This is a genomic window from Olleya namhaensis, assembly GCF_900114005.1.
Classification (GTDB): domain Bacteria; phylum Bacteroidota; class Bacteroidia; order Flavobacteriales; family Flavobacteriaceae; genus Olleya; species Olleya namhaensis.
The window spans coordinates 249359-272754 of the sequence record NZ_FORM01000005.1 but is presented as its reverse complement, the minus strand read 5'-3'; the positions used below and the strand labels follow the sequence as shown (position 1 = coordinate 272754).

The window sequence follows — 23396 nt, the reverse complement described above, 5'->3', positions numbered from 1 at the left end:
TATGCTTGTTATTTTCTTTTACAAGTATTTACGCCTAAAATGGCATACAGTGGGCAAAAGTTGACAAAGCTTGTTATTAAAAACACGATTGCTACAGCCATTAAGACATAGGCTACCATTCCGCTAAGTATATCTAGATAATAAAGTAAGGCTATAAATATAGCTGCTAATACTCTTAAGCTTTTATCTAAAGCTCCCATATTTTTTTTCATAATACTAGTATTTATTACTTAAAAGTAAGCATTAGAAATAAAGAAGTAACTTTTTTTAAGTATTTTTTACAGTACGTTAGCTTCTGCTTTTTGTTTTTGGTATACATAGCGTAGCACCATAAACATAGTAATTACGGCTATAACCATCCATATTACACCAACAAGCACACTTGGTATACCGGTTAATGCTGCAATAGCGTCAGCATCACTTCCAATATTACTATTGTCTATTAAATCTCCTTTTATATCTAAGATAACATAAGCACAAGAGGTTATTCCTAAAAATTTAAGCCATAAATCGTGAAAAAAAGTACTAAAGTATTTAAATGCAATTAGCATAAAAAGACCAAGTCCAAAGGTCATAGCGGTACCAAAAAACTCGCCAGATTGTAAAACAAAGTAAGAAAGTATTATTAAGATCATCCCGATAAGCAATGTAATGTACTTGTCCCGTTCTGATTTGACAGCTAAGACTAGTATTAGAGAGCCCCAGAATAAGCTACCAAGGTAACCGGCACTTCCGGTCATAAATTCGCTCCAAAAAGTAGGAGAGATCGTGTATAAGCAATAGCCTCCAATGTGTTGACTAATTTGTATTTCAATTATTTGTCCGCCAAAAGCAATAGCCATTAATCCATGACTCATTTCATGAAGCATTACCACAAACAATTTAATAGGATAGACCAATGGGGTATTCCACAGTAGTGTAACTAATACAATCAATACAATTAAGTGTATGCTTTGGTATTTTTTATCTGTTAGTGTCATTAAGTAATAGTTGTCGTCCCTAAAAATACAAGTAATCTTATTTTAATGATTAATTAATTGTGTTTTTTAGGAAAATACAGGATAAAAAAAAACCAGCAATTTCAAATATTTTTGAAATATGCTGGTTTTACTAAGTGACCTCGACTGGATTCAAACCAGTAACCTCTTGAGCCGTAATCAAGTGCGCTATTCAGTTGCGCCACGAGGCCTTTTTTTTTCGTGGGTGCAAATATATGGATTATTTATATTAACATCAAAACTATTTGACGATTAATTTTAATTTAATGTGTTTTTAGTTACAAATACCTTCCAGCCAAAAATAGCCATCTGTAATTTAGAGGCTTTGCTTAGATCCAGTTTTTGCTTTGTATAACTTGGTAGTATAAGTTTATTAACTTTAGATAAAAACTTAAAAAATGTTTTTTTCATTCCCTTTTAATTAGGGTTCAAAATTATAGCTTTAGTGACTATCTGCCTAATGATTTAGAGTTTTAAATAAAATGGTAAAACTTATTCTAGACTAAGTTTTACATTTTATGGTTTACAGTATAACCGATGTTAAAATGTCGATTATCATTTTGGCAAGTGTTAGCATAATTTTGTAGTTTAAAGGGTTAGTAATTACATCCATTTTCAGGATTGTTTTTTGAAGATATATTTTTTTAATAATATCTACCAAGCAAAAACAGGGATATTGATACATTTGACTTTACTTATATAAGTAAATAAACGTGATGTGTTTCGATTTTTACTATTAGACCTTTATCAAAGTTTTAATGTGTAACTCTAAATCGTGTTTATGGTTTTTATTTATAATAATTGTAGGGCGTTTTTTTAAGGGTTTACTTTGGAGTAGGGCTGTTTGATTTAAGATTAGTGGAATTATTTGAATTCTATTGTTTTCGATTTTAAAATTTTTCTTTTTACTGCTCACTTTTTTTTATAACAAAACTTTAATAGAAGTAATTTTTAAGCATCCAAACTAGTAGTAAATTTGCAGTATAATAGCGCGGTCTATTTTTGTAGTAGATTTAGGGGTGTTAATTTGGGGGTATATTTAAACATAAACGATACGTAAATGTGTATCAAAATTTAAAAACCAACTAAAAAAGGTAACAAACTAATAAATAGTAACAATGATTGATTTTTTTAAAGCACATCAGCAAGATCTTATTTACAGCATTTTTGTAATAGCTATTGTTATAATATTACGCGTGTTAACTAACATGCTGCACAAGTGGGTTGTAAAAGAAAAGAAAAGGAAGTTTCCAACAGAAGCACCAAAATCGACCAACCTGCTTAAAAAAATATTAAATGCGCTTTGGATTATCTTAGGAATTATAGCTCTAAGTTATCTTTTTGTAGAGAATGACGATAAAAGTATTGTGATTCATGAGTTTAAAACGGTGTTATATGTCGGGCTTGTGTTGGCTGTAACTGTAATTGTTGCGACGACCATTAATTTGTGGTTTAAATTAGATATCCAAAAAAAGATAGAAAGTAATCAAGACCCTACTAGTATCAAGTTTTTAAGGTCGGTAGTAATTGTTGGTATTTATTTATTTGGTTTTATCTTGTGTTTATTGGCGTTTCCATCTTTAAAAGGAGTGGCACAAACCGCTTTAGGTGGGGCTGGAGTATTGGCGCTTATTATTGGTGTTGCATCTCAAGAAGCATTGTCTAATTTAATTGGTGGTATTTTTATAATTGTTTTTAAACCTTTTAAAATAGGAGACACCGTTAAGGTAACAGATACTATGGTAGGTCGTGTTACGGACATTACTTTGCGTCACACGGTTATTAGAAACTTTGAAAATAAAATGATTGTCATCCCAAATGCTATCATGAATAAAGAGAAGTTGATAAACTACGATTTAGGTGAATTAAAATGTTGCGAGAGAATAGAGATTGGTATTTCTTACGACAGTGATGTTGCATTGGCCAAGACAATAATGAGGGAAGAATGCGAAAAGCATCCGCTTATATACGATAATCGTACAGAAATAGATATCCAAGATGGTAAACCAATGGTAAAAACAGCGTTAACGGAGCTTAACGATTCTTCTGTGACCATACGTGCTTGGGCTTGGGCTAAAGATTTTAATGATAGTTTTCAGATTAAAATAGATGTTTTAGAAAGTATTAAAATGCGTTTTGATCAAGAAGGTATTGAGATTCCGTTTCCTTATAGAACTATTGTTATGAAAAAGGATAAAAAAGACGAGTAACAATTATTTGCTTGTTTAATTTAAAAGGCTTTTTCTAGTAATAAAATGCTGTTTTTGCAATTTGTTAATTTTAATTTAATACTAGAAGAAAAGCTTACCTGGTTTTAAATACTATTTTCGCAAAAAAAATAAGTATGAAAAAAATTACTCTATTAGCCTCTTTTCTTTTTTCAGTTTTGGGGTATTCTCAAACGGTTGTAATTAATGAGCTGGATTGCGATACTACCTTTGAAGGTAACAATATTGATAACCATGAGTTTATAGAATTATTATCAAGTGTTCCAAACTTTGCTTTAGATGGTTATGTTTTAGTGCTTTTTAATGGCTCTACAAGTGGTGGCGATTCTAGTTATTTCGCTTTAGATTTAGATGGTTACACTACAGATATAAACGGATTGCTTTTAATAGGTAGTAGTAATGTGTCTCCTTTTCCACAAGTAACTATTCCAACTAATTTAATTCAGAATGGTGCGGATGCAGTTGCTTTATATTTAGGCGATGATACAGATTTTTTAGAAGGGACTTTAGCAACACAGACTAATTTAGTAGATGTTTTGGTGTATGATACCAGTGATGCTAATGATACTGGCTTAATGGCATTATTAGGTGCTTCTGAGCAAATTAACGAAGGGTCTAGTAATAACACTAACTCAATCCAACGTTTTGACGATGGTTTAGCCAACGCTAATAGTATAACTTATGTTTCTACTACACCAACACCAAGAGCTTTAAATGATGGAAGTGGAGTGGTTTTAAATGGTGTTTTTACAACTATTACTGCCGGTTTTTTTAACGAAGGTGATGCATTTGATGTCACGTTTACTACAGAGCAAAATGTTACAACAGATCTAACTATTGATTTTACTTTAGATAATTATGGTTTTAATACTTCGGATTTTACGGGAAGCACTACTTTAGTGATACCTGCAGGACAAAATACAGTAACAACTACAATCACAATAATTGACGATGCTTTTGACGAAGGGGATGAGGTTTTAAAATTAGTAGTAACTAATTTGCCAACAACATTTATTGCGTTAAATAATAATTTAACAACTCGCGTTGTGGATAACGATTTTGTTGTGGCACCTTTTGGGACGCCCTTAAATTCAACATTTGGGATTGTTTCGGGCACACAACCTTCTGGTTATTATGACAGTTTAGATGGTTTGTCAGATGCAGACTTACAGCAAGCTTTACAAGATATAGTTGCTAATCCTGCATTAGTAAGAGGTCAAACTTACAGAGATGTTATTACTATATTAGAAGAAGCGGATCAAAATCCAGAAAACAGTAATCAAGTGTGGTTGGTCTATAAAGAAGAAGGTAAGCCTAAACTAGATTTTCAAACCACATCAGATAATACTGGTAAGTGGAATAGAGAGCACACTTTTCCAAGGTCATTGGCGGGATATAATAGTATAGACTTGGATGATGTTGGAGATGGTAAAGATGTGTGGTGGGCAACTACAGCAGACTCTTTAAGACACGGTAATAGTGATGCGCATGCATTGCGTGCTGCAGATGGACCAGAAAACAGTAATAGAAGTAATCAACATTACGGGCAATATAATGGACCTTCGGGCACATTAGGCAGTTTTAAAGGGGATGTTGCAAGAAGTGTTTTATATATGCAAATTAGATATAATGGGTTAAGTATAGAAAACGGATATCCAACAACATCGGGGCAAATGGGAGATTTGCAAACACTTTTGGATTGGCATAGAAATGATCCCCCAGATGATTTTGAAATGAATAGAAATAATGTGATTTACGAATGGCAGATTAATAGAAATCCTTTTATTGATCAGCCCGATTTGGTAGAATATATTTGGGGAGACCAGGTTGGTAATATTTGGAATCAATCATTAAGTGTTGCTGGTTTTACAACCGAAACAATAAAAGTGTATCCTAACCCAGTTTTAGATAAATTATATATTTCGGGTAACAAGCCAAGTTATGAGGTTACTGTATTTTCAGCTGAAGGAAGAGCTGTATTAACACAAACTATTAGTAATAATAGTTTTATAGATTTAAAACTAGCAAGTGGTTTGTATATGGTAACTATCGAAGCTGAGGGCGAACGTTTAATAAAAAAGATACTAATCAACTAATTGTTATAAAGTATAAAACATAAAAAAAGACCTTCAATTGAAGGTCTTTTTTTATAGCTTAAAGATTTATTTATTCCGAAGTAACATCAATATTTCCAACTCCATCTAAACTTATTTTTACAGGACTAATTCCTTTGTTTGCTTGATAAGTGAATTTAGATTTTTTACCTTTTTTGTCTACCACAGATAATTTAAGTTTTGTGATTTTATCTTTGTTATTGCGATTAATAGTTAAGTATTTTAACTCTATACCTTGAGTTTGTAAATAAGCTTTATGCTGGTTTAAAACAAGTTCTGGTGTGTTTTCAGAGATGTTTAAAGTGCTCCCATTTTTTAAGTGGTCTTCATCATCAGTATAAAAAGTTCCAGATACTTCAATGTTGCTAATTTTCCAAGGACTATCTTTTTTAATAGAATCGTTATTTTTTATTATTATTTCTTTTGAGGTGTTTTTTTCTTTTGTTGTTATTTCAATAATCCTATTTACATTTTTTGTATCGTATGCGCTATAAACTTCATAAACTTGCTTAGCAGTTTTATCCTTTAAAACAGTCATAGATTTAATGTTGTCAGGATTTAATTTTTTTAATTCGCCATTATCAACCTTTTTTCCATCTATAATAATAATTGTTGAGTCGTTAAAAACGCTATTAGAGTAACTTGTTTGACTTGCGTTACTGTCTTCATTTGGATATTTTAATATTGCTTTTTTAGGATTTACGCTATCTACAATTGGTGTAAAATTATAAGTCTTGCTCTCACTATCATTTTCAAAATGTTTTTTACTTGTAATTACGATAACTCCATTTTTTCCTAGTTCACCAAAAGTTTCTTCAGCAGATTTACCTTTTAATACGTTTATTGATGCAATATTTTCTGTGTCATAATTAATGTTATTTCCTTCTACAATTTTACCATCAATAACGTACAAGGGTTTCTTTCCATTTTCGGTTATTATAAGTTTGCTTTTATCATCACCAATAGCTTCTGTTTCTATTTTGTATGAAAAATCACTATCCTCATTATTGTCACTATCTAATACGATATTAACAGAGTCTCTTGTGTTTTGCAGATGTACAGTGCCTACATTTTGTGTTTCTTTTTTTGAATAAAGTTGTTCTGTCAATACTGTTGTTGTACCTTCTTTAGTTACTTTCATGTTCATTCCAAATTTTTCATAGCCAAAATGCAATTCATTATTTTTAACTTTTAAAATAAGGTTACCAATTGGACTTTTATCTTTGTGATTGTAGGTAATGTGTTTTGTGAAATTGTTTTTATTTTTAGATTGTGTTTCAATAGATAGATTAATAATTTCTCCATCACTATTTCTATTAATATCAGAGAATTTAATTTTTAAATCATTTGTAAGTGTCTCTAATCGGTTTTTAATAGCTTCAATCTCCGTGTCTGATGATTTTGTGGTAATTGTAAACGTTTCAGTTTTAACTATTGTACTTTTATTTGTTTCCGCTTTAGCGATATAAACTTCTTTTATATTAAAGCTCATTAAAAACAAGGCTAAAAAAGGAAGTACAATTGTAAACTTAAGCTGATTGCTTTTTTTGGATTGTGATTTTTGTAACATAACGATTCGTTTTTTGATTAATGATTGATAAAAATTATTGGTAATAGCCAATTGATTGGTAGTTAAACTAGCTTTTAATAATACGGTTTGATAGCTTTTAGAGCATGCTATAGTGTTCTGAGCTTCGTGATCCGCAATAAACTCAAGGTTTTGTTGCATGGCTTTTGTGTAAAGCCAAATACACGGGTTAAACCAAAATAAGATGGTTGCAATTTGGGTTAATAAAATGTCTATAGAGTGTAGTTGCTTGGCGTGTACTTTTTCGTGTGTTATAATATGTTCTAGTTCGTTTTTAGTGAACTGGTTGCTGTTAAATACGATGCGATTAAAAAAGGAAAAAGGTGCGATATTAGATTCAGTTTCAATAAATGTAAACTGTTCAGTTTTTGTTTTCTTTTGATTTTTTAATAACCTGTTTAATGATACAAATTGAAGTGTCACTTTTGTTGTTACAAATAGTACGCCTGCTAAATATATAAAAGGTAATAGCTGCCAATAATCAAATGGAGGAGCTTGGGTTGTTTGTTGTGTCGGGAAAGTGATTGCTGAGGTTTCAAAAAATTGTATTGGTCTTGGAGTGTATTCTATATAAATAGGAATAATTACAAGTGGTAATACTATTGCAATAAATAATCCTATTAACAGAAACCAACGGTTGGCCTGAAAGAAGGTATCGCGTTGTAAAAATAATTTGTAGCACGCGTAAAATAGTATGATAATTGCCGAAGCTTTTAAAAAGTAGTCCATGTTTAGTCTTGGTTTTCTATTAAACGAATAATCTCTTTTAGCTCGTCAACGCTTATTTTTTCTTCTTTAGCAAAAAAAGAAACCACATTTTTATAAGAGCTATTAAAGTAGTTGTCTATAGCGGTGTTCATAAACTTATTACGATAGTCCTCTTTGGCAACGATAGGGAAGTAGCGGTGTGTTTTTCCAAAAGCTTCATAACTAACATAGCCTTTTTCTTCAAGATTTCTAATCATTGTTGATAGTGTGTTATAATGTGGCTTATCTGTTTTGATGGCTGCCATGACATCTTTTACAAAAGCATGTTCTAGCTTCCATAGGATGTGCATAATTTCTTCTTCTTTATTTGTTAGCTTTTGCATGAGTATCATTTTTGTACAAAACAAACATAACTAAAAAAATAGTTATACAACTATAACTTTAGTTTTTTAACTATTTTTTTAGTTTTCAACGACAGACTTTCCGCTTTAGCGAAAAAATAGAAATCCAAATTCTTAATTAAGATTTCAAAATGTATCTTCGCAAAAATTATATTTTTTATGAGTGTAGCATATCTTATTTTAGGTTTTGTATTATTAGTGGTAGGAGGAGAGTTTTTGGTGCGATCGTCTGTAGCGCTTTCGTTTAAACTTAGTATTTCTAAAATTGTAATTGGTATGACGGTTGTGTCTTTTGCAACGTCTGCACCAGAATTACTGGTTAGTTTACAAGCGGCTTTAAAAGGGTCGCCTGCAATTGCTATAAATAATGTCGTAGGGTCTAATATTGCTAATATTGGCTTGGTATTAGGAATTACTGCTATTGTTGGCGCTATTGCTATAGATAAATCTTTTTATAGGTTAACATGGCCTGTTATGATGTTGTTTTCCATAGCGTTATATTACTTTTTATGGAACGATAACCAGTTGGTTGCGCTTGAAGGATTAATCTTGTTTTTAGGTTTAATTGTATTTATAGTATACTTAATAAGAACTCAGAAATCTACGGACGATTTAGAAGAGGTAGATGATGCTTTAGCGGTTGTTTCTAATTTTAAAATCGGAATTTGGTTGCTAATTGGTGCAGCAGCATTATACTTTGGTAGTGAGTGGTTAGTAAAAGGAGCAACGCAAATTGCAACCAGTTTAGGTGTTAGTGAGGCTGTTATTGGGGTGACTATGATTGCTATTGGTACTAGTGTCCCAGAATTAGCTGCATCTGTTATAGCGGCTGCTAAAAAAGAAAAAGCGATCTCTTTAGGGAATTTAATTGGGTCTAATATTTTTAATATTGGATCTGTTTTAGGATTGACTTCTATGATTAAAACAATACCTGTAACAGAGCCACTTATTTTGTCTAGAGATATTTTCTGGATGCTGATTTTTGCATCTCTAGTATTAATATTAGGGTTATTACCAAAACGACATGAAATAGGAAAGATTAAAGGTTTTGGATTGGTATTACTATATGGTATTTTTATTCTACTTGTATTTAGAGGTTAAAAATAACACATTATAAATGTCAATTAGTATTACGTTGACTGTTGGTTTTATGATATAAAAAAATGCTTTCTATAATTTATAGAAAGCATTTTTTTTGGATTCAACTATGTAATCAATAGCTATTATTAGCTAATATTAGCAGATTTTACTGTCTTAATAATACGACCTGCTATTTTGTATGGATCACCGTTTGAAGCTGGACGACGGTCTTCTAACCATCCTTTCCATCCTTTCTCTACTGTGATAATTGGAATACGTATTGATGCTCCTCTATCAGAGATACCATAACTAAAGTCATGGATAGATGCTGTTTCATGATCGCCAGTTAAACGTTGGTCGTTAAACTCTCCGTAAACCGCAATGTGTTCTTTTACTACTGGTCTAAATGCTTCACAAATTTTCTCATATGTTTCTTTAGATCCACAAGTTCTTAAAACAGAATTAGAGAAGTTAGCGTGCATTCCAGAACCGTTCCAATCCATGTCTTTACCTAATGGTTTTGGGTGGTACTCTATATAGTAACCATATTGTTCTGTTAATCTATCTAAAAGGTATCTTGATACCCAAATTTCGTCTCCTGCTTTTTTAGCACCTTGTGCAAATAATTGGTATTCCCATTGTCCAGAAGCAACCTCTTGGTTAATTCCTTCAAAGTTTAAACCGGCATCGATACATAAATCGGCATGTTCTTCTACTAATTTTCTACCATGTGTGTGTTTACCACCAACAGAGCAATAATACATACCTTGTGGAGCAGGATATCCTCCAATTGGGAAACCTAAAGGTAGTTGTGTTTTATTGTCCATGATAAAATATTCTTGCTCAAAACCAAACCAGAAATCGTTATCCTCATCTTCAATAGTAGCTCTACCATTTGATACGTGTGGTGTACCATCTGCATTTAAAACTTCTGTCATTACTAAGTAACCGTTTCTTCTTGCAGGATCTGGATAAATTGCAACTGGCTTTAATAAACAGTCAGATGCTCCACCTGAAGCTTGTTTTGTAGAAGATCCATCAAAAGACCATATTGGACAGTCTTCTAATTTTCCGCTAAAATCGTTTTCGACTTTAGTCTTGCTTCTCATGTTTTGCGTTGGGTGATACCCATCTAGCCAGATATATTCTAATTTAGATTTAGTCATGGTAAAAATACTTTTTAGTTATATGTTACGACAAATATAAAATAAAAATGAATTTACCCATTAAAAAACAAGGGTATAAATCTTAAATTTATTAAAAAGATGTTAATAACCCTGTTTTTTTTAGGGTATGATATTTTGAGTGTGGTAAATTTTGTAATTTCGTAAAATAATTAAATAAAAAAGTATATATGTCAACATTAAGATTTCATGCTATAAAAGAGTCATTAAAGCGTAAACCGATTGTTATTGAAGAGAAACAACGTCGTTCTGAAATTTTTGGAAGTAATGTTTTTAATGAGTCGACAATGCGTCAATATTTGACTAAAGAAGCTTTTGAAAGCGTTAGAGATGCTATACAATTAGGAAAAAAAATAGATAGAGTAGTTGCTGATCATATTTCTACAGGAATGAAGGAATGGGCAATCTCTAAAGGAGCAACGCATTATACGCATTGGTTCCAACCTTTAACAGGTGCAACAGCAGAAAAGCATGATGCTTTTTTTGAAACTATTGGAGGAGGTTTAGCTATAGAAAAATTTGGAGGCGGACAATTAGTACAGCAAGAACCTGATGCGTCTAGTTTCCCTAATGGGGGAATTAGAAATACTTTTGAGGCGCGTGGTTATACTGCTTGGGACCCAACATCTCCGGCATTTATTTATGGTACAACATTATGTATTCCTACTGTTTTTGTGTCTTACACAGGAGAAGCTTTAGATTATAAAACTCCGTTGTTAAGAGCATTGCAAGCTGTGGATAGTGCAGCTGTTGCAGTATGTAAGTATTTTGATAAAAACGTTAGAAAAGTAAATGCGTCTTTAGGATGGGAGCAAGAGTATTTTTTAATAGATCGTGATTTAGCGATGTCAAGACCAGATATTGTGCAGACTGGTCGCACGCTTTTAGGGCATTCTCCGGCTAAAGGGCAGCAGTTGGATGATCACTATTTTGGAACTATACCAAATCGAGCGATGGCGTTTATGCGTGATTTAGAAACCGAATGCATGCTATTGGGTATACCGGTAAAAACTAGGCATAACGAGGTAGCGCCAAACCAGTTTGAATTAGCTCCAATTTATGACGAAGCTAATTTAGCGGTTGATCATAATTCATTATTGATGGATGTCATGGATAAGATTTCAGACAGACATAATTTTAAAGTGTTATTTCACGAAAAACCTTTTGCTGGAGTCAATGGTTCTGGAAAACATAATAATTGGAGTTTAAGCACGGATACTGGTGTTAATTTATTAGGTCCAGGAAAAACACCAATGAGTAATCTTCAGTTTTTAACCTTTTTTATTAATACAATTAAGGCGGTTAATGATAACGAAGAATTGCTTCGTGCTGCAATAGCATCTGCGAGTAATGATCATCGTTTAGGAGCAAATGAGGCGCCTCCAGCAATTATTTCGGTATTTATTGGAGAGCAACTAACTAAGACATTAAACGAATTAGAAAATGTTACTGATGGTAAATTATCTCCAGAAGAAAAAACAGATCTAAAACTAAATGTAGTTGGTAAAATACCAGACGTTTTATTGGATAATACAGACCGTAATAGGACTTCTCCTTTTGCTTTTACAGGAAATAAGTTTGAGTTTAGAGCAGTAGGCTCAACTGCTAATTGTGCTAACCCAATGACTGTTTTAAATAGTATTGTGGCAAAACAATTGATAGATTTTAAGTCAGAAGTAGATGCTTTAATTGATAAAAAGGATATGAAAAAAGATGACGCCATCTTTAATATTCTTAGAGAGTATATTAAAAAGTCCAAAAATATATTATTTGAAGGAAATGGTTATGGTGAAGCTTGGGAAAAAGAAGCTAAGAAAAGAGGGTTAAGTAATAATAAAACCACGCCAATTGCTTTAAAAGCAAAAGTGTCTAAAAAAACGCTAGATCTTTTTGAAGGACTAGGTGTTATGAATAAGGTAGAGTCCGAAGCTAGATATGAAATTGAAATGGAGGACTATGTTTTACGTATCCAAATTGAAAGTCGTGTTTTAGGGGATATTGCACGTAACCATATTGTGCCTACTGCTGTGAGGTATCAAAATGTATTAATTAAAAACGTGAAGGGATTAAAATCTATTTATGGTGAGGGGTTTAAAGCGTTTGCTAAAGAGCAGTTAAACTTAATTGAACAGATATCAGGGCATATAGAATCTATTAATGCTAATGTTACTAAAATGACAGAAGTCCGTAAGAAATCTAATAAAAATGAAAATTTAGAGAAAAAGGCTTTAGCATATTGTAATAATGTTAAACCTTTATTTGATGCCATAAGGTATAATTGTGATAAATTGGAATTGTTGGTTGATGACGAGTTGTGGCCTCTAACAAAATACAGAGAATTATTGTTTACTAAATAGTAAGATTGATAACCAGTAAAAAAAAATCCACATATTAATGTGGATTTTTTTTATTCTACAAGCAAAGATTAAAACTTTAGTTGAATCGCTTTAGTGTTGTTTTTAGCTTTTTTGTTGAGTTTTGTACGTAGAACTACGTATTTAAAATACTTAAAATCAATGAGTTAAATATTTATTATTGAATATATTTTCCTACAAATAGTTTCGTTTCGTCGTTGATAAGCTTCTTTTTGTCGAATAAGTGTTTGATTTTCAAAGTTTTAAGCGGTAATTTAAATTTGATGTTATAAAACTCACTAATTTTATCATGCTATTAATCTAAAATATATTTAACATGAAAAAATTATTTTTCAGCGCAGCAGCGCTAATGTGTGGGACGGTAATGTTTGCACAATCGAACAACAGTTCAGTATTATCTCAAGGTAACAACAACATTTCGGCAGTTACTCAATCAGGTTTAACAAATGATTCAGATGTAGATCAAGTTGGAGACGACAATGATTCTGCTGTAGATCAAAATGGAACTTTAAATGCTTCTGAGGTAAGACAAGCTAGTGGGTATGGACCTTTAAGAAATCGTAATACAAGTACAGTAGATCAAGATGGTACTAGTAATGATTCTTTTGTATGGCAAGATGGAGATGATAATACGTCTTCAATTGATCAAGATGGAACTAGTAATGATTCTTACGTAGACCAATGGGGTGACTTTAATGATAATGATGTGTCTCAAGATGGAGTTAATAATGACTCTGATGTTTTACAAGGGTATAATGGAAACAATCACGTTAGTTCTGTAGACCAAGTTGGTGATGATAACGTATCTTATGTTTGGCAGGATGGAGATTCTAATACTTCGGAAGTTGATCAAGGTGGAGATAGAAATGACTCAAGTGTTAATCAAGACGGGGATAATAATATTTCTGATGTATTACAAGGTTTTGCTGGTGATGACAACACAAGTGTCGTAGATCAAGATGGGGATAATAACAACTCTAATGTAGATCAATGGGGAGATTTTAATGATAGTAGTGTTACTCAAGATGGTGACAATAACGACTCTGACGTTTTTCAAGGATACCCTGGAGACTACAATACCAGTGATGTAGATCAGATTGGTGACGATAACACATCTTATGTTTCGCAAGATGGTGGAAATAACACTTCTGACGTAGATCAAGATGGTAACTTGAACGATTCTAATGTTAATCAAGATGGTTTCTTTAATAGCAGTGCTGTTTTTCAAACAGGAAACTCTAATCTATCGACTACTGATCAAATAGGGAATGCAAATGGTTCTTCTCAAATTCAAACAGGAAGTGATAATGAGTCTTATGTCTCTCAAATAGGTAATAATAACGGGTCTTTTGTCGCTCAGGTAGGGGATTTAAATGATTCTGATGTGGAACAATTAGGAAATTTGAATAACAGTTCGGTAGCTCAAAATGGAAATGATAACTCGTCTGATGTAGATCAAATTGGGAACTCTAATGGTTCTTCTGTAGCACAAGCAGGTAATGATAATACGTCGATTGTTGCTCAAACAGGAAATGCTAATACAAGTACAGTTGCGCAATCAGGAGATTTACATTTATCAACAGTTGCACAAAACGGAATGGGTAATATTAGTAATGTAACTCAAGTTGGATTATCGCATACTAGTGATGTTTTTCAAAATGGTAATGCTAATAATAGTATTGTTACACAAACAGGTAATACTCATGTAAGTGATGTAGATCAGATTGGAAATGGTAACACTTCAACAGTAACACAAAGTAATTAAGTAGTAATTATGTATTGATAGGCAAAAAGGGTAAAAAAAAAAGTTTAAAAATTTTTTTTTTTTTTTTTTTTTTTTTTTTTTTTTTGTAAGTGATTTCACTACGTAGTTCTACGTAGGTGGGAGGTTATTTGGGATTTAGTAGTGTTTTTTGAATAAAAATAAAGCAGGAAAAACCTTAATTAATTTGTTTTTCAACACTTAAAAAGTGTGTCTCAACGAATATACTATGTAAAGCACTGTTTGTTTTGGTTGTTAAAAATTATGAATCAATTAAACCCATATCTTTACAGCGCTATTAATTAATATATATTCAAAATGAAAAAGGTAATCTTCAGCGCAGCAGCGCTAATTTGTGGGGCAGTAATGTTTGCACAATCAAACAACAGTAAAGTTGATCAAGTAGGAAGCGGAAATGATTCTGAGGTTTCGCAAACTGGAATGACTAATATCTCGGATGTTGATCAGTGGGGTGATTCTAATGTGTCTGATGTAATGCAAGACGGTGTTGCAAATAATTCAGATGTAGATTCTTTAGGAGATGAAAACGAAACTTTTATATCTCAAATAGGAAGTAGTAATTATGCAGAAGTTCATCAAGGTTACGGTACTGGAGCGGGTGAAAATGATGGTAACGAAGCGACTGTAGCTCAAGATGGCGTTTCTAATTGGGGTTATATCGATCAATATGGTGATTCAGAAGGTTCTGATGATAATGCTTCGACTATGCGTCAAGAGGGTAATAGTAATTACGCTTACAATGCTCAAGTAGGTGATAATAATATATCAGGAGTATATCAAAATGGTTTTTATAATGATGCTTATGTTTCTCAAGTTGGGGATACAAACGTGTCTAATGTTTGGCAAACTATTGGGGATAACTCTAGTGTTGTGCGTCAAGATGGAGATAATAACCAGGTTTTAAATGATCAGATGGGATTTTTTAATAAATCTGATGTTGATCAATATGGTAATCGAAATGCAGCTGAGGTAATACAGTATTCAGATAATAGTGAGAGTAATGTAGATCAAGATGGTGATGATAATGATGCGTATACGTTTCAATTTGGTTCTTTGCATTTGTCTAATGTTACGCAAGAAGGAGATTTAAACGATAGTGATGTGTTTCAGGACGGTGTTGATCACTTGTCAAATGTGATGCAAGTTGGAGATGAGAACGAAAGTTATGTTGGTCAATATGGTAATACTCATATTAGTAATGTAGCTCAAACAGGGAATAGCAATGTGTCTTCTGTAATGCAGAATGACTAAATAATAAGTAATTAATGTTATGCTTTTAGTATATCTAAAAAGGGTTCAGTTTACTGAGTCCTTTTTTTTTGTGTTCAAATTATTAGGTACTAGTTTTATGTTTGTATTCCTATGTTCTTTGTTTTGTTTTTTATATACGTAGTTCTACGTAGATTCAAGTATATTAAGGGGTTAGCTTAGTTTTTGAGAGTAAAAACAAGTAGGAAAAATCATAATTTATTTGTATTTCAACGTGTAAAAACAGAGTCTTAACGAATATACTGTTAATTGCCTCGTTTTTTTTTGTTATCGAAATTTACCAATCAAATATTTCTATATCTTTACAGAGCTATTAATCAATATATATTCAAGATGAAAAAATTATTTTTCAGCGCAGCTGCGCTTATGTGTGGAACTATGATGTTTGCACAATCAAACAACAGTGATGTTGCTCAAACAGGAAACGGAAACGCTTCTGCTGTTACTCAAACGGGGATGACAAATGACTCTGATGTAGAATCTTTAGGAGATTCAAACGGATCAATTGTAAATCAAAACGGTACTATTAACAGATCTACAGTAGTACAACATGGAGACGATAACGCTTCAGACGTAAATTCAATCGGACGTTTAAACAGTTCTCAAGTTAATCAAGCAGGAGATGATAACGCTGCAGATGTTGATCAAGATGGAAGACAAAATGCTTCTGTTGTAAGACAAGGTTTTGTAAACAGTACAGGTGCAATTTCTCGTGTAGGTAACGGAAACGAAGCTAGAGTAAATCAACTTGGAGATTTTAACGCTTCTACAGTAAGTCAATTAAGTGCTACGCCAGGTAATGAAAGTAACGATAACGAGGCTGTTGTAAGTCAAGTTGGAGATTCTAACATTAGTGCAATTAGCCAAGACGGAGATTCTAACTTTGCTGATACAGCACAACAAGGAGATGGTAATGATTCTGATGTTAATCAAATGGGAGATGCTAACTTTTCTGAAGTAGATCACCAAGGAAACGCTAACATTGCACGTACTTACCAAGGTGGTAATGACAATAGAAGTACTATTTTCTCTGTAGGAGATTCTAACTTTGCAGATACTGCACAACAAGGTACTTTTAATGATTCAGAGGTTAATCAAGTAGGAAACGATAACTTCTCTGAAGTTGATCACCAAGGAAATTTAAATACGGCACGTACGTATCAAGGTGGTAACAATAATATTAGTACAATATTATCTGTAGGAGATTCTAATTTTGCAGATACTGCACAGCAAGGGACTTTTAACGACTCTAGTGTTAATCAATATGGTGACAACCATGACTCTGAAGTTGATCACCAAGGAAATGCTAACATTGCACGTACTTACCAAGGAGGTAGTGACAATACAAGTACTATTTTCTCTGTAGGAGATTCTAACTTCGCAGATACTGCACAACAAGGAACGTTTAATGATTCTGAAGTTGTTCAAACAGGAAACGGTAACGATTCAGAAGTAGATCAACAAGGTAATAATAACGGTTCTTTAGTTACTCAATTGGGTGACGATAATGATTCAGAAGTAGATCAAACAGGAAATGATAATGGATCAATGCTTTCTCAGTGGGGTGATGATAACATGTCTACTATTGCTCAAACAGGAAATGATAATGGAGCAACAGTGTACCAGTGGGGTGATGCTAACACATCTTCAGTAGATCAGTTTGGAAATTCTAATTATGCTTATACTGCGCAAGTAGGTGATAGTAATAATTCTGCAACAAATCAAGCAGGTATTAGTAACTATGCGACTGCTAGTCAATATGGAGATTCAAATGGACAAATTACAGGTCAGTTTGGAAATTCAAATATAGCTACAACTGGTCAAACAGGTGATGCTAACGGATCTGTAACAGGTCAATTAGGAAACTCTAATGAGTCTTATGTACTTCAGGTTGGAAACACTAACGGTTCTTTTGTAGTTCAAGTTGGAGATTTAAATGACAGTGATGTTGAACAAAACGGAACTTTAAATGGTCAGACAACTATGCAAGTAGGAAACTCTAACGATAGTACAGTGCTTCAAGATGGTACAGGTAACGGTTCTAGTACTACTCAAACAGGAAATAGTAATATTTCTGGAGTGTTACAATTAGGTTCTCTTAATGGTTCTGCTGTAACTCAAACAGGAATGGGTAACAACTCTCAAGTAGTGCAAGATGGTTTCTTTAACTCTAGTACAGTAGATCAAGATGGTATGGGACATACAAGTTCAGTAAATCAAGATGGTAACTTTAACCAAAGTACAGTAGACCAAAATGGTAATACGCATGTTAGTACTGTAAACCAAATTGGTAACGGTAATGGGTCTACAGTTTCACAGAATAACTAAGCATAAGCTTTTATAAAGTAAATTGTTTTATTAAAATAATTATAAGGTATAAGAGCATTAATTTGCTCTTATACTTTTTATAACAGATATATTTTATACCTTACAGGTAGATTGTATCTAAAAAAAACATAAGACTATGAAAACTATCTTTAAATTTATAATAGCTGTTTCTATATTAACCTCAAGTAGTTTAATTACAGCTCAAACTTTTGAAGCAACAGATAATACTGATGCAATCTCTAGTTTTGATACACAGTCTTCCCAAGAAAATTTTTTATTAAACCAAACTGATACTGCAACTAGTTTTGCGTCTACAGAAAATTCTGTTTTTATTGCGCAAATAGGTGATAATAATGATTTGGTAAGTATTACAGAATCATTTGAAAGTGATATTAGTATTATACAAAATGGTAATCAAAATGTTACAGTCTTGGATTTAAATAGTACAAAACTAACAGAAACGGTTATTCAAAAAGGAGATAATAATACCTTTTTAGATTACAGTCCTTTTAAATCGGATGTTAGAAATGCAACAATAAATCAAACCGGTAATAATCAAAATTTAACCATGTTTGGATCAAACTCTTTGTCAGAAAAAATTAAAATATCCATGCAAGGACAAGATCAATCTATAATTATTAGAAATTTTTAACAACAATAATGTTATGTTTTTATGTACTAGCAAAAAAACAATAACATGTCTTATTGTCTTTCTCTTTACGGCAGTAGGTTATTCGCAATTGTACAATACAGAAGTGGAGGCAAAGCTTGATGTCAATCAAGATAATAATTACCTTAATATTAAAGGGGTTGCAATAAATAAGTCTGGAAGTCAAAAAAGCTTAAGTTATAAGTTATCTGTTTTTAAAACAGATCAAAATAATAACAAATCTAAAAACCAGCAAAGCGGTGAGTTTGTTGTTGATGTAAACCAGCAAAAAGATTTGTCTACAACATCAATTAATTTTGATAAAAACACAAAGCTTATAATTCTACTTTTAATTTACGACGCTAATAATGCCATTATAGGTAAAGATAGGGTTGTATTAAATGATGATGGACAAAATAGTCTTGACATCAAAAAAGATATTGCTAATAAAATTAACGATACTTCCATAAAAGTTTCTGCACAATTAATAAACAATGACGTAGAAGCTAAAATACAAACTAATCAGCAAAACGATTTTACGGTTATTAAGGGTACAGCCTTTAATAAAACAGAAATAACTAAAAGTTTAATTTATAAATTTATTGTTTTTAGTAAAGTAGAAAGTGTAAATAATATAGTCGAAGAAAGTAGTGGGCGATTTATTTTGTCAGCAAATACAAAAGTAGATTTATCTTCTATTACACTCAATTTAGATGATAAATTAAAAACTATAGCAGTACTTTTAATTTACGATTTAGATAATAAAATTATTGGTCAAGATAGAATTGTTTTTAATGACGATTCTGAAGACGAAGCTCAAAAAAAGAAACTGCTTTTAGAAAAATTAAAACAAGAACAAGAAAAATCTCAGGACATTAGTGTTGAGAAAAAAGATGGTCTTGAGTTAAATGGGATTGTAGTAGAAGATACTAAAACAAAACCAGGACGCGATTTTTATAAACTGTTTTATTCCTTGTACTCTCAAAACAATATAAACGGAAATAAAGTGGTTACAATAAAAGAGATTTTAGCCTTAGGGCGAAACACGAAAATAGAGGTTATAGTTGGTGATGATAAGATTTTTTCGTTTTTTGTAAGACCAAGTACTGAGTATTTAAAGCAAATGAACGATTACGCTATAATAAGTGTATATAAACATTTCAAAAAACTCGAAAAAGAATCAAAAACAATTAAACGCTATTAATTATTTTTATCATGAAAAAGCTACTTATACTATCGTTATTTTTTACAAGTTATTTTTGTGTTGGACAACAATTATCTTATAAGCCAATTAATCCTGCATTTGGAGGCGAGACTTTTAATTACCAATGGTTATTAAGTTCTGCCAACGCGCAAAACTCTTTTACAGATCCCGATGCTAATCAAGGTGATGATGAAAGCTCTTTAGAGGCTTTCGCCGAAAATTTAAACAGACAAATCTTAAGTCAATTATCAAGATCACTCTTTCAAACTCAACTTGGAGACGAGTTGCAGGAAGGTAATTTTAGCTTTGGTAGTTTAGCCTTAGAAATATATGATTCTGCCGAAGGATTAGTGGTTAATATCCTAGATACAGACACAGGAGAGCAAACACAAATTATAGTCCCTAACTAATTCTTATCGATACATTATGTTAAATTATAGACCTGCGTTTGCAGTCATACTTTTTTTATTATTAACTAGCTGTGGTGCCTTTTTTAATCAGCCTTATGAGCAAGAACGGGCCAGAATTGGAGAAACAAGTCCTGTTACTAGTAAGTTGGAAGCTTTTCCATTACCTCAAAATCCAGTAGTTGCTGGTGTGTATAATTTTAAAGATCAAACAGGGCAATATAAAGCTGTAGAAAATGGAAGTACGTTTAGTACAGCAGTTTCTCAAGGAGGTACAACTATGTTGATTAAAGCATTGGAAGATTCTAAATGGTTTACTGTTATTGAAAGAGAAAACTTAGGTAATCTACTTAACGAAAGAAACATAATAAGATCTACAAGAGACGAGTATAGAAAAAATAAAAATCCTAACGAACCCGTTTTACCAGCATTATTATATGCAGGTGTTTTACTAGAAGGTGGTGTTATATCTTATGACACTAATATCATAACCGGTGGTGCAGGAGCGCGTTATCTAGGTATCGGAAGCTCTACACAATACAGACAAGACAGAATAACGGTTTACCTTAGAGCAGTATCAACATCTACAGGTAAAATCTTGAAAACAGTTTATATTTCAAAAACTATTTTATCTCAAGCGGTATCAGCTAACTTATTTAAATACGTTAAGTATCAAAGGTTACTTGAAACAGAAATCGGATTTACAAAAAATGAACCAGTTCAATTAGCAATGAAAGAAGCTATTGAAAAGGCAGTAGAAGCTTTGATTATTGAAGGTATAAAAGATGAGGTTTGGCTACCACGATTAAGCGAGGAGTCTACAGCTAAATTAATTGCAGATTATGATGCAGAAAAGGATGAAGCAATTTCTACGGAGCTGTATGAGCGTTTTCTAACAGAAAGACGCGGAAATTATGCGGTTACTGCAGCATTAGGAGGGACGTTAATAAATGGAGATTTACCTGATCCTCAGCCAGAATTTAATAGTAAAATTGGATTTAAAAAAACTTTAAACCCTTATTTAAACTTGGGGTTTACCTACAATAAATTTAATTTAGAAAACAAACAGGTTTTAAACGAAGGTTTTATGTCTTTTGATTTAAATTTAGAATATAGCGTGTTGCCATATGATAACTTAACACCATACTTATTTGCAGGAGTAGGGACTAACGCTTCTAATTATTTTGAAGCTATAGATCCTAAAGTGCAAGCCGGTTTTGGGTTAGAGTATTTGGTTAAAGATAATCTAGGAGTCTATATTTATGGAGAGCATAATCTTGTGTTTTCAGATAAGGTTGACGGTGTTGTTGCCGGAAAAGTTGACGATATGTTTTATCGTTTTGGAGTTGGTGTCAATTTTTACTTGTCTAAACCCAATACCAAATTTAATCAACGTAAAGAGGAGAAAAGATTGGAACGAGCTGAGTTGAAAGCGACAAAAAAAGCAAATCGTAGACAGATGCAAGAAAAAATAAAAGCAGCTCGTCAGGAAAATAAAAATAATTAAACAATCTGTTAAATTTTAATTTAACATTTAAATAATTGAAACAGATGAAAATAATTTCAAAGTATATAAGTTTAATCTTAGTTTTAATAGCTGTGGTTAGCTGTAGTGAGGATAAAGTGTCACTTAGTGGTACGGGAGCAATTACTGGTAAAGTCGTGTCTAAAGGCGATAATATACCATTAGAAAACACAAAGATTTCTACAAACCCAGGAACAAGTATCGTTTTTACTGATGCTTCTGGTGAGTTTGTAATCAATAATGTAACTGTTGGCACCTATGCTATAGAGGCGCAAAAAGACGGGTATTTATCTAAATTTGAATCGTCTACTGTTACAGAGGATAATAGCGTAAATGTTATTTTCGAATTAGATGTGGAGACAGCAAATAATAATGCACCAAATGCACCCATACTTAGCGCTCCTGCTAATAATAGTACTGGTCAAAGTTTAACTTTAGATTTGGTTTGGACTGGTTCTGATCCTGAAGAAGATGATTTGGTATATGAAGTTCAGATTTTAAACGATCAGAATTCTGACGTATTAATGTATACGGATATCATAGACACGACATTAACAGTTTCGGGCTTAGACTATGGTACAAAATACTTTTGGCAAGTATCCGCTTCAGACAACATAAATGATGTTGTTATAGGCACTACTTTTAATTTTGAAACATTAGAGTTTCCGGATAATAGATTGTTTTTTACAAGAAAAATTAATGGAAACAATGTGATCTTTTCAGCAGATTCTGACGGTAATGAATATCAATTAACATCTTCAAGTAGTAATAGTTGGAGACCAAGAAAAGCTAGTAATGTAGACAAATTAGCCTTTTTAAGATCTAACGGAGGACAAACTCACATTTACACAATGGACCTAAATGGTGCTAATGTAACACAGGTAACTAATAGTATTCCTGTAAATGGATTTAATCTAGAGGAGTTGGATTTTGAATGGACCAACAGTAATACCAAATTTGCTTATGCAAGTTTTGATAAATTATATAAAATTAATACTAACGGTTCTGGCGTTACTCAAATACACCAGACATTAAATGGTAATTTTATTACAGAAGTAGATTGGAACCAAAGTACGCAGCGTATGGCTGTAAAAACAAATAATACTGTAGGGTACAATGTAGAGATCTATACAATCAATAATTCAGGAGTTATTATTGATTATGTGTTGCAAGGTGTAGCTGGAGCAGCTGGTGGTTTAGATTATGCGTTTGATGGTTCTCAATTATTATACAGTTATGATATTTCTGGTAATCAAAACGCAGAATACAGGCAGTTAGATACGCATATGTTTATTTATAACATTGGTACTATGACAGCAACGGATATTTCGACTTCAAAAGCTGCAGGAACCAATGATTTAGACCCTAAGTTTTCTCCTAATGAAGCAGAGGTTATTTACGTAAATACATCTAATGATGGTGTATCACAACAAAATGTTACTAAATTAAGTTTGGCAACCTTGTCAGAGATTACAATATTAATAGAAAATGCAAAAATGCCTGACTGGAAGTAGTTAATAACCCGTTTGTAAATTTACTTATAAAAGCACACAAA

At 32.4% G+C, this 23396-nt stretch carries 18 protein-coding genes and 1 tRNA gene; 12 read left to right on the top strand and 7 right to left on the bottom strand.

Annotation, left to right across the window (positions count from 1 at the left end; genetic code table 11):
* Positions 1-8 precede the first annotated feature (8 nt).
* The 4 genes from BMZ09_RS09995 to BMZ09_RS09980 all read right to left on the bottom strand — a co-directional run bounded on the left by BMZ09_RS09995 (position 9) and on the right by BMZ09_RS09980 (position 1409).
* On the bottom strand, positions 9-212 hold the full coding sequence (locus tag BMZ09_RS09995) for a YgaP family membrane protein (protein WP_090840071.1): 204 nt from the start codon (positions 210-212) through the stop codon (positions 9-11).
* Between the two features lie 66 nt (positions 213-278).
* Positions 279-980 (bottom strand): M50 family metallopeptidase, encoded by a 702-nt coding sequence (locus BMZ09_RS09990; protein WP_090840069.1) that lies wholly within the window; start codon positions 978-980, stop codon positions 279-281.
* 135 nt (positions 981-1115) lie between these two features.
* Positions 1116-1189: transfer RNA gene (locus tag BMZ09_RS09985), tRNA-Arg, on the bottom strand.
* A 67-nt stretch (positions 1190-1256) separates the two neighbouring features.
* Positions 1257-1409, bottom strand: coding sequence for an SsrA-binding protein (locus tag BMZ09_RS09980; RefSeq protein ID WP_090840067.1), 153 nt, complete (start codon positions 1407-1409; stop codon positions 1257-1259).
* A 707-nt stretch (positions 1410-2116) separates the two neighbouring features.
* Between BMZ09_RS09980 and BMZ09_RS09975 the strand changes: the two genes are divergently transcribed.
* Positions 2117-3208: a mechanosensitive ion channel family protein gene (locus BMZ09_RS09975; RefSeq protein WP_090840065.1), complete on the top strand. Its 1092-nt coding sequence runs from the start codon at positions 2117-2119 to the stop codon at positions 3206-3208.
* A 134-nt stretch (positions 3209-3342) separates the two neighbouring features.
* The gene (locus BMZ09_RS09970; RefSeq protein WP_090840063.1) at positions 3343-5322 is read left to right on the top strand and encodes an endonuclease; all 1980 of its coding nucleotides are present in this window, start codon (positions 3343-3345) and stop codon (positions 5320-5322) included.
* A gap of 70 nt (positions 5323-5392) precedes the next feature.
* Here the strand turns inward: BMZ09_RS09970 and BMZ09_RS09965 are convergent, their stop codons facing one another.
* Together BMZ09_RS09965 and BMZ09_RS09960 are read right to left on the bottom strand one after the other, a co-directional pair.
* A complete protein-coding gene (locus BMZ09_RS09965; protein ID WP_090840061.1) occupies positions 5393-7657 on the bottom strand; it encodes a M56 family metallopeptidase in 2265 nt (754 codons plus the stop codon).
* Between the two features lie 2 nt (positions 7658-7659).
* Positions 7660-8019, bottom strand: coding sequence for a BlaI/MecI/CopY family transcriptional regulator (locus BMZ09_RS09960; protein WP_090840059.1), 360 nt, complete (start codon positions 8017-8019; stop codon positions 7660-7662).
* A gap of 177 nt (positions 8020-8196) precedes the next feature.
* On the opposite strand from BMZ09_RS09960, the gene BMZ09_RS09955 reads away from it, so the two are divergent.
* Positions 8197-9138: a calcium/sodium antiporter gene (locus tag BMZ09_RS09955; RefSeq protein ID WP_090840057.1), complete on the top strand. Its 942-nt coding sequence runs from the start codon at positions 8197-8199 to the stop codon at positions 9136-9138.
* Positions 9139-9263: 125 nt separating this feature from the next.
* On the opposite strand, the gene BMZ09_RS09950 is transcribed toward BMZ09_RS09955, so the two are convergent.
* Positions 9264-10283, bottom strand: a complete 1020-nt coding sequence (locus tag BMZ09_RS09950; protein ID WP_090840055.1) for a glutamine synthetase beta-grasp domain-containing protein — start codon at positions 10281-10283, stop codon at positions 9264-9266.
* Positions 10284-10471: 188 nt separating this feature from the next.
* Between BMZ09_RS09950 and BMZ09_RS09945 the strand changes: the two genes are divergently transcribed.
* The 9 genes from BMZ09_RS09945 (at position 10472) to BMZ09_RS09905 (ending at position 23355) form a co-directional block, all read left to right on the top strand.
* Positions 10472-12658, top strand: coding sequence for a glutamine synthetase III family protein (locus tag BMZ09_RS09945; RefSeq protein ID WP_090840053.1), 2187 nt, complete (start codon positions 10472-10474; stop codon positions 12656-12658).
* A gap of 334 nt (positions 12659-12992) precedes the next feature.
* On the top strand, positions 12993-14441 hold the full coding sequence (locus BMZ09_RS09940; RefSeq protein WP_090840051.1) for a hypothetical protein: 1449 nt from the start codon (positions 12993-12995) through the stop codon (positions 14439-14441).
* 315 nt (positions 14442-14756) lie between these two features.
* Entirely contained in the window at positions 14757-15710 is a 954-nt protein-coding gene (locus BMZ09_RS09935) for a hypothetical protein (RefSeq protein WP_090840050.1), read from the top strand.
* 351 nt (positions 15711-16061) lie between these two features.
* On the top strand, positions 16062-18056 hold the full coding sequence (locus BMZ09_RS09930; RefSeq protein ID WP_090840048.1) for a beta strand repeat-containing protein: 1995 nt from the start codon (positions 16062-16064) through the stop codon (positions 18054-18056).
* Positions 18057-18192: 136 nt separating this feature from the next.
* Positions 18193-18708 carry a hypothetical protein gene (locus BMZ09_RS09925; RefSeq protein WP_090840046.1) on the top strand — a complete coding sequence of 172 codons (516 nt, stop codon included), beginning with the start codon at positions 18193-18195 and terminating at the stop codon, positions 18706-18708.
* A gap of 103 nt (positions 18709-18811) precedes the next feature.
* A complete protein-coding gene (locus BMZ09_RS09920; RefSeq protein WP_177183527.1) occupies positions 18812-19909 on the top strand; it encodes a CsgE family curli-type amyloid fiber assembly protein in 1098 nt (365 codons plus the stop codon).
* Between the two features lie 11 nt (positions 19910-19920).
* Positions 19921-20319, top strand: coding sequence for a curli production assembly/transport component CsgF (locus BMZ09_RS09915; protein WP_090840041.1), 399 nt, complete (start codon positions 19921-19923; stop codon positions 20317-20319).
* A gap of 16 nt (positions 20320-20335) precedes the next feature.
* A complete protein-coding gene (locus BMZ09_RS09910) occupies positions 20336-21823 on the top strand; it encodes a CsgG/HfaB family protein (RefSeq protein ID WP_090840039.1) in 1488 nt (495 codons plus the stop codon).
* 44 nt (positions 21824-21867) lie between these two features.
* Entirely contained in the window at positions 21868-23355 is a 1488-nt protein-coding gene (locus tag BMZ09_RS09905; RefSeq protein WP_090840037.1) for a carboxypeptidase-like regulatory domain-containing protein, read from the top strand.
* Positions 23356-23396: the final 41 nt, after the last annotated feature.